Origin of the sequence: Paenibacillus sp. CFBP 13594 (assembly GCF_014842675.1) — a bacterium.
Taxonomy (GTDB): Bacteria; Bacillota; Bacilli; order Paenibacillales; family Paenibacillaceae; genus Paenibacillus; species Paenibacillus amylolyticus_B.
The window spans coordinates 126,311-139,081 of sequence record NZ_JACYVQ010000004.1 but is presented as its reverse complement, the minus strand read 5'-3'; the positions used below and the strand labels follow the sequence as shown (position 1 = coordinate 139,081).

12 protein-coding genes are annotated in these 12,771 nt (G+C 45.7%); 3 read left to right on the top strand and 9 right to left on the bottom strand.

What is annotated here, in order from left to right:
• Positions 1-128: 128 nt before the first annotated feature.
• On the top strand, positions 129-1,322 hold the full coding sequence (gene fabV, locus IFU39_RS14415) for an enoyl-ACP reductase FabV (protein ID WP_036617082.1): 1,194 nt from the start codon (positions 129-131) through the stop codon (positions 1,320-1,322).
• 131 nt (positions 1,323-1,453) lie between these two features.
• On the opposite strand, the gene IFU39_RS14410 is transcribed toward fabV, so the two are convergent.
• The 3 genes from IFU39_RS14410 to IFU39_RS14400 form a co-directional block, all read right to left on the bottom strand.
• Positions 1,454-2,683 carry a DNA glycosylase AlkZ-like family protein gene (locus IFU39_RS14410; RefSeq protein WP_192133654.1) on the bottom strand — a complete coding sequence of 410 codons (1,230 nt, stop codon included), beginning with the start codon at positions 2,681-2,683 and terminating at the stop codon, positions 1,454-1,456.
• Between the two features lie 66 nt (positions 2,684-2,749).
• Entirely contained in the window at positions 2,750-2,977 is a 228-nt protein-coding gene (locus IFU39_RS14405) for a hypothetical protein (RefSeq protein ID WP_036674487.1), read from the bottom strand.
• A gap of 119 nt (positions 2,978-3,096) precedes the next feature.
• Positions 3,097-3,693: a restriction endonuclease gene (locus IFU39_RS14400; RefSeq protein WP_192133285.1), complete on the bottom strand. Its 597-nt coding sequence runs from the start codon at positions 3,691-3,693 to the stop codon at positions 3,097-3,099.
• 262 nt (positions 3,694-3,955) lie between these two features.
• Here IFU39_RS14400 and IFU39_RS14395 point away from each other — a divergent pair, with 262 nt between their 5' ends.
• Complete coding sequence (locus IFU39_RS14395; RefSeq protein ID WP_192133282.1) at positions 3,956-5,227, top strand: PQQ-binding-like beta-propeller repeat protein; 1,272 nt, start codon at positions 3,956-3,958, stop codon at positions 5,225-5,227.
• Between the two features lie 80 nt (positions 5,228-5,307).
• Here the strand turns inward: IFU39_RS14395 and msrA are convergent, their stop codons facing one another.
• The 6 genes from msrA to IFU39_RS14365 all read right to left on the bottom strand — a co-directional run bounded on the left by msrA (position 5,308) and on the right by IFU39_RS14365 (position 11,442).
• Complete coding sequence (msrA, locus tag IFU39_RS14390; RefSeq protein ID WP_192133280.1) at positions 5,308-5,823, bottom strand: peptide-methionine (S)-S-oxide reductase MsrA; 516 nt, start codon at positions 5,821-5,823, stop codon at positions 5,308-5,310.
• Between the two features lie 375 nt (positions 5,824-6,198).
• Positions 6,199-6,456 (bottom strand): GlsB/YeaQ/YmgE family stress response membrane protein, encoded by a 258-nt coding sequence (locus IFU39_RS14385; RefSeq protein ID WP_017686880.1) that lies wholly within the window; start codon positions 6,454-6,456, stop codon positions 6,199-6,201.
• Positions 6,457-6,763: 307 nt separating this feature from the next.
• Positions 6,764-8,068: an ATP-binding protein gene (locus IFU39_RS14380; RefSeq protein WP_192133277.1), complete on the bottom strand. Its 1,305-nt coding sequence runs from the start codon at positions 8,066-8,068 to the stop codon at positions 6,764-6,766.
• Positions 8,068-9,531: an RtcB family protein gene (locus IFU39_RS14375; RefSeq protein ID WP_076212337.1), complete on the bottom strand. Its 1,464-nt coding sequence runs from the start codon at positions 9,529-9,531 to the stop codon at positions 8,068-8,070. The genes IFU39_RS14380 and IFU39_RS14375 overlap by 1 nt, the downstream gene beginning before the upstream one ends.
• 503 nt (positions 9,532-10,034) lie before the next feature.
• Positions 10,035-10,853, bottom strand: a complete 819-nt coding sequence (locus tag IFU39_RS14370) for a TerC family protein (protein ID WP_036617064.1) — start codon at positions 10,851-10,853, stop codon at positions 10,035-10,037.
• A 277-nt stretch (positions 10,854-11,130) separates the two neighbouring features.
• Positions 11,131-11,442 (bottom strand): DUF3817 domain-containing protein, encoded by a 312-nt coding sequence (locus tag IFU39_RS14365; protein ID WP_179198676.1) that lies wholly within the window; start codon positions 11,440-11,442, stop codon positions 11,131-11,133.
• A gap of 215 nt (positions 11,443-11,657) precedes the next feature.
• Between IFU39_RS14365 and IFU39_RS14360 the strand changes: the two genes are divergently transcribed.
• Positions 11,658-12,761 (top strand): glycosyltransferase family 4 protein, encoded by a 1,104-nt coding sequence (locus IFU39_RS14360; protein ID WP_105601770.1) that lies wholly within the window; start codon positions 11,658-11,660, stop codon positions 12,759-12,761.
• Positions 12,762-12,771: the final 10 nt, after the last annotated feature.

The window sequence follows — 12,771 nt, the reverse complement described above, 5'->3', positions numbered from 1 at the left end:
ACCCTTCCAGCGAAATCAAACGAAACGGTTTCCGTTTCCGAGGTAATTGTTTTACAATAAGAAAGTATGTGTAAGAGCATTTTATCGAAATGCTGAAACATGAGCTGAATATGAAAGGATGCAAATAAATGATTATTAAACCAAGAACACGTGGTTTTATTTGTACCACTTCCCATCCTGTAGGTTGCGCTGCGCAAGTGCAGGAACAGATTGATTATGTGAAATCCCAGCCTGAGCTGAAAGGACCGCGTAATGTGCTCGTGATCGGTGCTTCCACTGGATACGGTCTGGCGTCACGCGTTGTTTCTGCCTTTGGAGCTGGAGCGAATACAGTCGGCATTTACCGTCCGAGCAGTTCCACAGAGAAACGTACGGCTTCTGCAGGCTGGTACAATTCCGCTGCATTCGAAAAAGCCGCGGAGGAAGCAGGCCTGAAATCGTACAGCGTTACAGGTGATGCATTTGCAAACGAAACACGAGACAAAGCCGTTGAACTGATTCGCAGTGAACTCGGTCAAGTCGATCTGGTTGTATACAGCGTAGCCTCGGCACGCCGTACCGATCCAAACACGGGTGAAGTATTTAACTCTGTGCTGAAGCCTATCGGACAATCCTACACGAACAAAACGGTGAACTTCCACACAGGCGAAATTAGCTCCGTTACCCTTGAACCGGCAAACGAAGAGGAAATTCGTCAGACGGTAACCGTTATGGGTGGAGATGATTGGGAACTATGGATGGATGCCCTGCAACAAGGCGGCGTGCTTGCTGATGATGCAACAACCATCGCTTTCTCTTATATCGGTCCTGAACTTACGCATGCCATTTATCGTGATGGTTCCATCGGTCAAGCCAAGAATCATCTGGAAGCGACTGCACACAAGCTGAATGATCGTCTGAGTGCAAAAGGTGGACGTGCGTACTTAACTGTAGCCAAGGCGCTGGTGACTCAATCCAGTTCTGCAATTCCAGTCGTGCCGCTGTACATCTCAGCATTGTACAAAGTCATGAAAGAAAAAGGCTTGCATGAAGGATGCATCGAGCAATTGCAACGTCTGTTCGCTGATCGTTTGTATGCGGGAGGAGAAGTTCCAACCGATGCCGAAGGCCGTATTCGCATTGACGATTGGGAGATGAGAGCTGACGTTCAGGAAGAAGTGGCGAAGCTCTGGAATGAGTTGACCACAGAGAACATCTACGATCTGTCGGATCTGGAAGGTTACCGTCGCGAATTCTTCCAGCTGTTTGGTTTTGAAACCGATGGTGTGGATTATGAAGCAGATGTTGATCCCAACGTTGAAATGCCTCATCTGGTGAACTAAAGAAGTTTGGATATTAAAATCAAATGAAGAAGGAGGGGCCCTCTGGCTCCTCCTTTTTTGTCCTTTTTAGACCCTTTACCCCCTCAATAATTCCAATTTCCGTGTCCATACATTCTTTCATGTATCCCTAATCAAATCGATTTAAGCAGCTTTTTCAACTCTTTTGGTACCGTCTTCTCGATAGTAATGGAACGCGCTCCATGCATGGACGCAAAGAATTGAAGCCCCTCCCGAAAATCCGTAATCCATTCCTCCACAGGTGGAGCAGTCTCTTCCATCGATAACAAACGAACAGTAAGTACTCCAGTTTTGCGATCAAGGCGTGGGTCCATACGTCCAATCAACCGATCACCGTGAAGAATAGGCATGGCATAATAACCGTAGGTTCTTTTCACCTCTGGCGTATAAATCTCCCATTTATAATGAAAATCAAATAAATCAACAATACGTTCTCTTCTCCATAACAGGTTGTCCAGCGGCGGCAGGAAACGGACTGGGCCAGACGGATCATAGTGTGGCTCTTCCTTTTCCATATGCAGCAGCAAATCCTCATCTTCAGCACGAATATAATAAGGCGTCGCCACGTCCTCCACCTTAAGCGGGATCATTCGCCCATCTGACACACGTGCAGCAATATCGGCGCGTCGTTCAGCCGCTGTAGATTTCAGCCAACCCAGACGGGGGTCACGGGCATCTACGACACGATACGCATGAATGTATTTATCCAGCAGAGCCTGTCTCTGGGCCAACACATCGATGTCTTCTTTCATCGTAAGTCCCTGTTGTTGCAATCCGGATTCGGTAATATGAAAATAACGTTCATTCCCCTGCCGCGCCACCACACGAATCACAGCAGAGTCCAACAGTAGATTCAGAGCAAGTGTGGTATCCTTGGTCTTTGGCACATCTGCACTGTCCCAATAACCACTTACCCTTTCAACAGCACGAAAAGCTCTTGAAGGCAAAGGACCCTCTTCCTTCAAACGTTGTAACACATGCTGCACTGTTTTCTCCAGACCTTGCAAGGACGGAGACAGACGCTCCCTTAATCGGGCACGCACAGGTTCAAAGAGAGCATAGTCTTCCATTGGAATGACACAGGCAGCATTTGCAAAATATTCAAACACCTTGTGATCACTCAGCAGTGTATTTAAGCTGTCAGCAGTATAACCAGGGTCACGAGCCCCCAGCACCAAATGCTGGTTTCCAGTTACAGCAGCCACAGGATCGATCTGCACGCAACCAAGGGAGCGAATTAAACTCAAAACTTGGTCGGGTCCCGAAGGTAAGGAAACTGCTGGCCAACGTCCAAGTAAAGCTTGCGTTTGCAGCAAAAAACGCCGAACGATTTTTTTATTCATGTGCAGCGCTGTTGTCATATGTATAGGTTCTCCCTTCATTTAGTGTACAAAATTCTATCGTCTTACTTATCCAGCAATCGGCGCCTCATATATAAAATAAAAAGAAGCACCACCATCCTGGATGATCTGCTTCTTGTGTTTGACCTTTTGCAATTTTTCCTGCTTCGTAGGCATGAGCCGTACATGCTGGGATAACGCGCTATAATCCCCGTTAACTCTTCGGCTCTGTTCCGAGCACCATTGACCTGACCGCTCTGCTTTACGTAATGCTTTTTGTGTTTGTGTACGTGCCATAATGGATCACACACTCCTTTGGTTGATATACACTCAATATATCATGTGCAGCTACGCAAGTGAAGGTGCTTCCTACTGGAATGAGATGTACATCATTAAAAAGGCTTCCACCCAAGTACTTAGCGGGATAGCCGCTTTCGCCGGGACTGCCACGTCTCGATTGGTTCATGATCATCTTCTTCGATCAGTTCCAATGCTTCTTCCACTCTTCTGGCTTTGAATAACAGAATTAATTCCATCAGGTCTTCCCGGTCCAGCAGCTTCACTCCATTAACCGCTGCAAGCGTCCGACAGGCTTCGGTGTAACGGGCGGACGTTAATACAATCGATCGGTCGGCTTCATAATAACGCATCGATGTATATATCTCCTGCACAGCACTCAACCCTACGGGATGGTTCGCACCATATCGCTTCGCTTGTATCACACTTCGTCTGCCGAGTCTATCAACAAACACCAGATCTGCCCCAAAATCCCGGCTGCTCGTCGTCTTATGAACCTCGTCATATCCGAGTTGCTCGAATAAATGATAGAGATATAATTCAAACTCCGAACCATCCTCCATCTTGTCGATGTCCTTTATTGTGATCTTACGAGGATTGGCTTCACTTCGGATCCGCTGCCCGCGCCCGATAACTCGCCGAATAATCCAGGCCAGCAGCAACAATATGATGATACATCCAATGACCCATAGGGTCACATTTTCACTCCAGTTCATAGCTATTCTCCTTGTTTCATTTCCTATGTTCTATCCAACGTCTTACGCAGATATGGCTTATCACCGCACTAAATATATCAGACTTCCACTTTCATCGAAAGAAGATGAATTCCCTGTAACCGTTACACTTCTCCAAACATCGTTATTTCGACAAATCAATGATAAAAGGTTACAGTGCGTTCGGTTGAATTCAGCTTGACTTTAATGGTAAAATTCAACAATCGGTTCTATTTTGAACCGAAGAAGAAAGGTGGTTTATCACTTGCATACATTGACCAAACACAAGTCCAAAACATGGGCTGCCCTCATTCTCAGCGGCATGCTCCTCTTCACCATGAATACAACAGGTTACGCCGCTGCTTCAACCGAATCCATGCCCAAACCGGCGTGGACGTCATCGTCCCTGATGTTATCTGAGGCTAATACAGAGAAAGATGTCCTGATCAAGGGAATTCATGCCGTGCCATCCAAAAACCTTGTATATGTACATGCCTCCCAACCCGTGACCAAAACAAGCAGCAAAACAACACTCGACTGGCAACTGGACTCTCTCCAAGCATTCGATGCGACAACTGGACAATTGAAGTGGAATACGATATTCCATGAGAAAAGTGGTCCTTATACCACCTACTCTGATTCGGTATATGCCAGCAACGGTACGGCTTATGTGTATATGGAATATTCAGACAAAACCAAAAAATTGTACTCATTCAATACATCCGGTAAAACCAACTGGGTCAAAACGGTGAATTCACCTGCAAGCATATCTCTATTGGATAACGATACGCTGATGGTTGCTTCAAGTCAGGGCGTGCAATCGAATGGTTCGGTTCGCTCCGCCATCTCGTTATATGACAAAAAGGGCAAGCTGATTTCCGAAAAGACCATCAACGGTAACGTGCTTAAGGCTGATCATGGTCGAATTGTAGTGGATGCCAGTAAACAAACCAAGGTAGGAAACTTCTGGCAGCAAGCTGCGAATCCCAAAGTAGAGATCTATGATCGTACGTTGAATCGTCTGTCCTTCTATCAATTCCCTGCCAATGCAAATACATTAGGAGATGGCGGCGGTGAATCGCTGGCCATTCTCGACGATGGTTCCATCATTATGCGCGCCAATGTCGAAAACACCGGTAACCGACTGATGGGCTTTGGCATCGATGGCAAGCTTGCTTGGGGACGTGCCATTGCTGGTGATGCCTACATTCAGACGGCTGGCAACGGTTATACAGTCTTTACAGGGCAGAAGCTGGAACTGTACACGATGAAAGGCAAAGTGACTGAGCGTACATTCAAGGACGCACAGCCTGCACTTATGCGTGTTGACCAGACACAGGATGGTCAGTATCAGCTTGATTTTGCCAAAACAGGATACATTCTTGATCCACAGACGCTGGAAGACGTGCATATCTACACGACCAGTGCCTCGGTTCCTTCATTAGAAGGTGTTTCAACCTATGTCGATGATGTCATCTATTCCTTGAACGATGAGACATTGTCCAAATATGTACTGAAGTCCAATTCTGCAAAATAAATACTCGATTTAATAATAAGCCGGGAGAGTTCCATAAGGAGCTCTCCCGGCTTATTACATTGGCAAATTAGAATATCATCCTATTTCCAATTCTCGTCTATAAATTCGTCCCGTCCGGATAACGCACGGTCTTCCTTATAATGTTTTTCGTTTTTCTTGTGGTAATCCTGATGATAGTCTTCAGCCGGATAGAATATAGCTGCATCCCGAATTTCCGTAACAATCGGTTGAGTGAATCGTCCGCTGGCTGCCAGTTCCTGTTTGGACTGTTCTGCAAGCTCACGTTGACGTTCATTATGCACAAAGATCGCCGTACGATACTGTGTCCCCCGATCCTGGAACTGACCTCCGTCATCCGTCGGATCAATCTGCGGCCAGTATAGCTCCAGCAGTCGTTCATAAGGGAATACATCTGGATCAAATGTAATTTCAACCACTTCGACATGACCAGTCTCCCCGGTTTTGACCTGCTCATATGTTGGATTCTCGACGTGACCGCCGGCATAACCCGATATAATGCCTTGAATGCCCGGTTGTTCTTCAAACGGTGTAACCATACACCAGAAACATCCGCCGGCGAATGTAGCTTTTTCCATTCCGTTCATCCCCTCTTATCGAAACTATCTTTTACACTTACTACTCCGATGACAGAACAACCTTCTGATCGCTGTTATCCCCAGATTTTTTATAATTGCTTTACAAGGAGAAAATCTGGTGTTAAAGGCGAGTGTATGCTTTCGAAGCAGCTTTCTTACAGAAAGCTTTTAGCTCCGCTTCTTCAGGTTATTTCTGTCCTCTACGTTCTCGTGTAAATGTTTAGTCCAATTTATATAGATAGCTTAATACGCTTATCTTTATATATTTTAAAACAACAAGAGGTTGATTGAAAGCCATGGTTATGGCTCTCAATCAACCTCTTCATTGGTAAAACATTTAGCTGACAACTAATTCAAGAAATTATCTTGATTAAGTTACCCGCGACTACGTCCCATCGAACGGAAGATCAAGCTTACGATGGCTACAAGAACGATCGCACCGATCAATGCAGGCACAATGTAGAATCCGCCCATCTCAGGACCCATATCGCCCAAGATTACTCCACCTAACCATCCACCGATAAAACCAGCAATGATGTTACCAATAACACCACCTGGAATGTCACGACCAACGATCAAACCTGCCAACCATCCAATGATACCACCGATAATTAATGACCATAACCAACCCATATCATTCACCTCTAATTAAAGTTTTTGTTGTTGTCTGTCTACTATTAACCGCTACAGAAGCATTTAAACAATTGGCATAAAAATTTTTGCATATTACCTTTTGTCCCCATGCATCTTCCTCTGCAAAACAAGCCTTAGTCAGGTATGGAACAGATCGCGTTACTTTCCGGCATCTCACCAGCTCAGGGCTGCGTTATGTACCTCCCGAAAGTCATTGTATGTTAGAGCAGACAAGGTTAGTATCACCAATTGAGGTAGGATTATTTATAAAATTGCGTCATATTATAGGTTGATGGGTTAGGTCTGATCAATAAAAGCCTGCACGGCCCTTACCTGGCTGCGCCAGCCAAGTATGTTTATGGCTCTTGTCCAGCTCGCCACGCATCGACTGAATGACTTTCACAATGTCTGTCTGTCCATTCTGATGCCATTCCAGCGCAGCGCTCACATATAACTCACCTAGCTGTGCAAGAGAAAACGTGTCGGTCAGACGAGCTGCTTCTACTGTGCCTTCTTCACTCGCAAATACGGTGAAGCCTCGTTGGCGCAAGTATTGCAGGCGCAGCGCTTCATCTGGCAGCGGAATTTCGTAAGCTCGGTCAAACCGCCCAGCACGGTTCATGAGGCCAGGATCTATTTTCTCCGGATAATTCGTTGTCCCGATCAGGAAAATGCCTTCTTTTGACGTAGCTCCATCCAGTGTATTCAGGAAAAAGGAACGGACTTCATCCGGCATCGAATCGATGTCCTCAATGATCAGTACCATCGGTGCCAACCGCTTGGCAGCCTCGAACACTTCACGCACAGATTCACTGTTGGTATACTCCGTAATCTGCCAATACGCAGCCGGTCCCGGGATACTTCCCGCAATGGATTTCACCAACGTGGTCTTACCATTCCCCGGATGCCCATACAATAAAATGCCTCTTTTGTACGGAATATCATAATCTCTGTAAAAGGAACGATCCGCTTCGAAGAACTGATCCAGCGAGCGGAAAATATCCTGCTTGATCTGTGCAGAGAGAACAACATCCTCTCTTCCCACGGAGCGAGTGATGGATTCGACATGACGATCGCTACCATTACGGGCATCGGTGTAGACCGTTACTTTTTTCATATTTTGCTGACGTTCCCGTTCCCGGACACTTCCCAGAAATTGCTTCATCTCCTCATCACCGATGGCAAAGACAAAGTCTTCACTGTAGATCCCGTTCTCTCGGAAAAATGGAACCCGCACAAGTGCTACGCCCCATTTCGGATAAGCAAATACGTTATTACGAATGGAGTAATGCACACCATAAGTGGGTACATCTCCATCATCGTCGTAATGCAACGTCTGAAGTTCCAGATCCTCGAATATGCGGGCTACCAACTCCACTTCGTCACTGCCATTTTGCAGATCTTCCCGGAGTAACTCCCAGTATTCATTGTTCGGATCAGAACTGGCATAAAGCTTGTACTCAACTCCATAGCGCTGAAGGAGCGCCTCACTGATTCCACGAATCAGCCTTGAATAGATGGCGTACCCTTCCACTCGAATTCGGGTATCATGTTGTTCGTCATAGGTATAGATCGCCTGGGTTGGATCTGTTTGTTTTTCGTTTATTGTCATTATTTCGCTCCCTTTACCGCTACAAGCGGTTTGCATTTGGCTACAACTTGAGCCAGGCCTGCGCCGGTAACACTGTCTATAATTTCATCTACATTTTTATAAGCCTGAGGTGATTCATCAATAATGGATTCAAGTGAGCGTTGATTTACCACGATCTCATCTTCTGTACCCACACCCAGTGCCGTAGCAAAATCTTCCACGCTAATCAATCGTTTTGTTGCCGTCCGTGAACGGATCCGACCCGCACCGTGACATATTGAATAATAATTATCAGCACCCTGCGGCTGACCTACCATGATATATGAAGCAGTTCCCATGGAACCGGGAATAAGCGCCGGATGCCCTGTTGCCAGATAAGGCTTTGGATTGTCCGGATGACCTGCCGGCAACGCACGTGTCGCCCCTTTGCGATGCACAAAAACAGAACCTTGGTCTGCGTGAGATTCCTCCCAGGCATAGTTGTGCATCAGATCGTATAACGTACGAAATTCACATTTGGAGCCAAACACATCCCGGAATGCTTCGCGAATAGCATACGCAATCAGGTGACGATTGACAACAGCGTAATTCAATGCAGAATACATCATGTTCACATAATGACGACCTTCCGCATGCTCCAGTGGAGCAAATACCAGTCTGGGATCGGATGTACCTAGGTTAAGCCGCTGCATGACTTTGGCAATCGCTGACGAACTCGTCTGGCTTACATACCCACCCCATGCACGAGAGCCGGAATGAATCATGACCACGACCTGTCCATCATACAATCCCCAAGCTTCGGCAATTTCACGATTCTCTTCAGCGATCTCAATCGCCTGGATCTCGGCAAAATGATTCCCCCCACCCAGTGTTCCGAGCTGACGATGCGAACGATGCCATGTCATATCAGGAACGTGGTTTAACACATCCTCATCGTAACTGAACTTGCTGCTTTCCACATGTGTCATCGCGGTTGATTTTTTCGGTGTATAGCTGTCGGGAATATACTTTTTGGGTAAACCATGCAGTCCTTTACGAACAATATGCTCCAGTCTGATATCCGAGTAATGACCTCGCTGGTTCGCCTCCATCGGCAATACTTTCTCAATGGCCTTGACGAGTTTGCGGCGGAGCTTGATGTCTTTCAATTCGTCCTTGTGCAAGTTTGTCATATGCACTCGCATGCCACAGCCGATGTCACTGCCGACGATGGAGGGAGAAACGTATCCGCTCTGCGCATCCCACACGGCTGTCGTTCCAATGCATGTACCTACACCGACGTGTACGTCTGGCGTGTAACTCATATAAGAGATTCCCGGAATCTGCAGATTATTGTTTGCCATCTCGAATACCTTGTAATCGAGTGAGGAGAAGAGCTGTTGCGCCGCATATACGGTTAGGTCGCCTGCAGGCAATTTTACTTCATGCCGGTAGCCACCTGCGATTTCATTTGGATTAGTAAATAAATTAAATTCTGTATTCATAAAAGTGTATTATTCCTTCCTGTACGTTCAGCAAATTCGGTTTGCTGATTCATCTGTAAAATAAATATTAAAAAAAGCCATAGGCTAGTCGCCCATGACTTCTACTGAATGACAATAACGGAGAACAGAACAGCATAAACATGCTGTGTGTCTGTCATCCATCGCTATAATATAAGCGAAGAACGCATATCGATTATAAAACCTGCTAAACGATATGCCTATCCCCTATGTCGACCGTATGAGGCCAATGAAACGATGAGCCGGATATGCTATTGTGTCTACGTTGCGCCCTGTTTGAATCAAATCATAACCAAGCATCATGTCTCTCGGCCTCCCTTCGTTAATGTTAGTCTTATATTAAGGGGACTAGAATTCATGTGTCAACCCTTTTCTTGGAAATTGGTCCATGGTGTAGATTGCATATGTAAACAAAAACAGGAGATTGTCCTAGGACAATCTCCTGTTTTCCAAATAATAATGATGTTGTTAGCGTAACATGATTATTACAGTCCTGCTTGTTTTTCTAACTCTTCAACCGGATTTTCGTCTTCTTTTTCAGGAACTTTGGAAGACAGGAACCAACCACATACCGCAATGGTGATCAGTACAATATAGAATCCGAATTTCCAAATTTTATTTTCCGGGAAATGCTCATCCAGAACACCCAATGAAGGGTGTGCGAGTGTAATAACCGCCAGCTTAACCCCTACCCAACCTACGATGACAAAGGCCGCAACTTCAAGTCCTGGACGGGAATGAAGCAATTTCACAAAGTATGAGGCTGCAAAACGCATGATCACAAGCCCGATGAATCCACCGAGGAAGATAACGATAAACTGTCCACCGTCGAGTCCGCCAATTGGAGGCAATCCACTTGGTGGCAACGCCACCGCCAAAGCAACAGCAGCCAGAATGGAATCAACTGCAAATGCGATATCCGCTACTTCGACCTTGAAAACGGTCATCCAGAAACCGGATTGTTTTTTCGGTTTCTTCGGCGTTGAATCAGCTGCTTCATCTGTCTTATTGCGACTACCCAGTATCTTTTTAACGATATGGTTAATCGAAATATACAGGAGATACAGGGCACCGATCGCTTGCACCTGCCATACATCGACGAGGAAAGAGATCAGGAACAATGAACCTAAACGGAAAACAAATGCACCCATCAGACCATAGAACAACGCTTTTTTGCGCTTATCTTCAGGCAAGTGTTTAACCATGATTGCGAGTACCAATGCATTATCTGCTGCGAGTAATCCTTCAAGGACCACTAAGACAGCAAGCACCCACCCATATTCTAATAATAATGAAACATCCAACATTGACTCCTCCTTAATATTCTTATGATGTACAAAAAAAAGGACCTTTACCATCACTGGTAAGGTCCTTTTATATCCACAAAAAGAGACCTTTACCGAGCATGAAAACTTGGTAAAGGTCTCGCTAACAACAAAATTGCTGCCAATAAAGCCGGGGATATGATCCCGAATTGACGACTTTACTGTAAAAGCTACTCCCCTTTAACAGGAATATGTAGTTTTAGTTGGAACGGGTTGTTTAACCTGTACTCATCATATTTCATAACGTTAAATAAAGTCAAGCTTTATTTAGTTGACGATACAGCTTACGGAATACGACAACATCGTAGATCATATTCCCCAGCGGAATGAAAGAAACAAAGAACAGAGCAATTGGACGACGCAGACGCCATTTCTGTGAGGTGTACATAGTCACCATAAATAACAAATACATTAAAAACAAAAAACCGTACAGATTTCCAAACCATGTGACAGCCTGCGGCATAATCCCTGCATCTCTCAACGGAAAAGCAACAAAAAGTAACAACACGTACGAAATGCCCTGCAACCACAACATCAGCCGGAAGCGCCCCAGCGTAGAATGTAACATTATTTTCCTCCTGCTTTTATACATGTAACGAATTCAATTGTTCCCGTACAGTATATCACAAAAGCTGAATATCTCGCTTAATGCCAAGCAGCAGATTATTCCTGCTCGCTTATATGGGTGATTCACCTACCCTTTCGCAGGAGCCAAATGCTTTAACTTCTCATAAGATATATGACGAAGATTGTTACAGATGTCGGACAAGGAGGAGCCGGATCATGAAAATAGCTATGGTTGCACCCGAGAAATTGCCTTTGCCCGGTAATGGTTCCGTGGAAATCTGTATCCTGGGCATCGCTCGTGAACTAGCCCATCGCCATCAGGTAACCATTATAAGTCGTCAAATGAAAGGTCTCGCCGCCACAGAACAGATCGAAGGGATCACCATTCAACGTGTCCCTGCTTCGAGTCCTGTCATGTACACCAAAGCAGTCATACGTTTGTTATCCCAGCAACCCTATGATGTAATTCAAGTGGATAACAGGCCACGAAGTATGGCTACCATCAAACGAGCTTTTCCACGCACTCCCGTTGTACTCTATCTTCACTCATTAACGTTTGCTCAGCCCGGACCTTCCAAACTCACATTAATGAAAAAAGCGGATTGGATTGCCGTCAACAGTCATTCCCTGCGACAAAGGTTAGGCCGCAGATTTCCGTTGGTAAAACACCGAATGAGTGTTGTTCCATTGGGTGCAGATCTAAGCCGCTTCAGACCTGTTGAATCCAGCGAAGAACAGATTCATCTGCGTACACAATTTGGAGTAACGAAACCATTCTCTATTCTGTATGTCGGCAGGCTGATCCCTGGAAAAGGTGTAGACGTATTAATTCGTGCGACTGCCCTCCTTCAGAAACAGATGCCTGTTCAACTGGTTGTTGCAGGCAAAGGACCTCCGTATTACATGCGTAAACTTCGCGAACTTGCCCAAAAACAAAAGGTCCATGTTTCCTTCCGTGGTCAGATAAACCATGAGCACATCGATCAGTTGTATCGGGCAGTGGATTGTCTGGTCTGTCCGTCTCAAGAACATGAAGCTTTTGGCCTGGTTAATGTTGAGGCGATGGCTTCAGGATTACCCGTTATTGCTTCGGATAACGGAGGTATTCGTGAGATTATTGAATCAGGTATCAATGGATACCTTGTCACTGCTTATAAGCGCCCTCAACGTTTCACCTCTTACCTGTACAAACTTGCAAGCAATCCCACTTTTGCCGAGAAGTTAGGAAAGGCTGGCCGGGACAGCGCAAGGGCATATTTCAGTTGGGCAAGAACAGCCATGCATCTGGAAGCGACCTATACCAGGCTCATCCGTAAATGAGCCTTCTTTT

Coding starts and splice junctions, on each gene's coding strand:
- IFU39_RS14375 (WP_076212337.1), bottom strand. CDS start 9,531: ATGAATACAGAATTTAATTTATTTACTAATCCAAATGAAATCGCAGGT.
- IFU39_RS14410 (WP_192133654.1), bottom strand. CDS start 2,683: ATGAATAAAAAAATCGTTCGGCGTTTTTTGCTGCAAACGCAAGCTTTA.
- IFU39_RS14365 (WP_179198676.1), bottom strand. CDS start 11,442: ATGTTACATTCTACGCTGGGGCGCTTCCGGCTGATGTTGTGGTTGCAG.
- IFU39_RS14385 (WP_017686880.1), bottom strand. CDS start 6,456: ATGGGTTGGTTATGGTCATTAATTATCGGTGGTATCATTGGATGGTTG.
- IFU39_RS14360 (WP_105601770.1), top strand. CDS start 11,658: ATGAAAATAGCTATGGTTGCACCCGAGAAATTGCCTTTGCCCGGTAAT.
- IFU39_RS14380 (WP_192133277.1), bottom strand. CDS start 8,068: ATGACAATAAACGAAAAACAAACAGATCCAACCCAGGCGATCTATACC.
- msrA (WP_192133280.1), bottom strand. CDS start 5,823: ATGGAAAAAGCTACATTCGCCGGCGGATGTTTCTGGTGTATGGTTACA.
- IFU39_RS14405 (WP_036674487.1), bottom strand. CDS start 2,977: ATGGCACGTACACAAACACAAAAAGCATTACGTAAAGCAGAGCGGTCA.
- fabV (WP_036617082.1), top strand. CDS start 129: ATGATTATTAAACCAAGAACACGTGGTTTTATTTGTACCACTTCCCAT.
- IFU39_RS14400 (WP_192133285.1), bottom strand. CDS start 3,693: ATGAACTGGAGTGAAAATGTGACCCTATGGGTCATTGGATGTATCATC.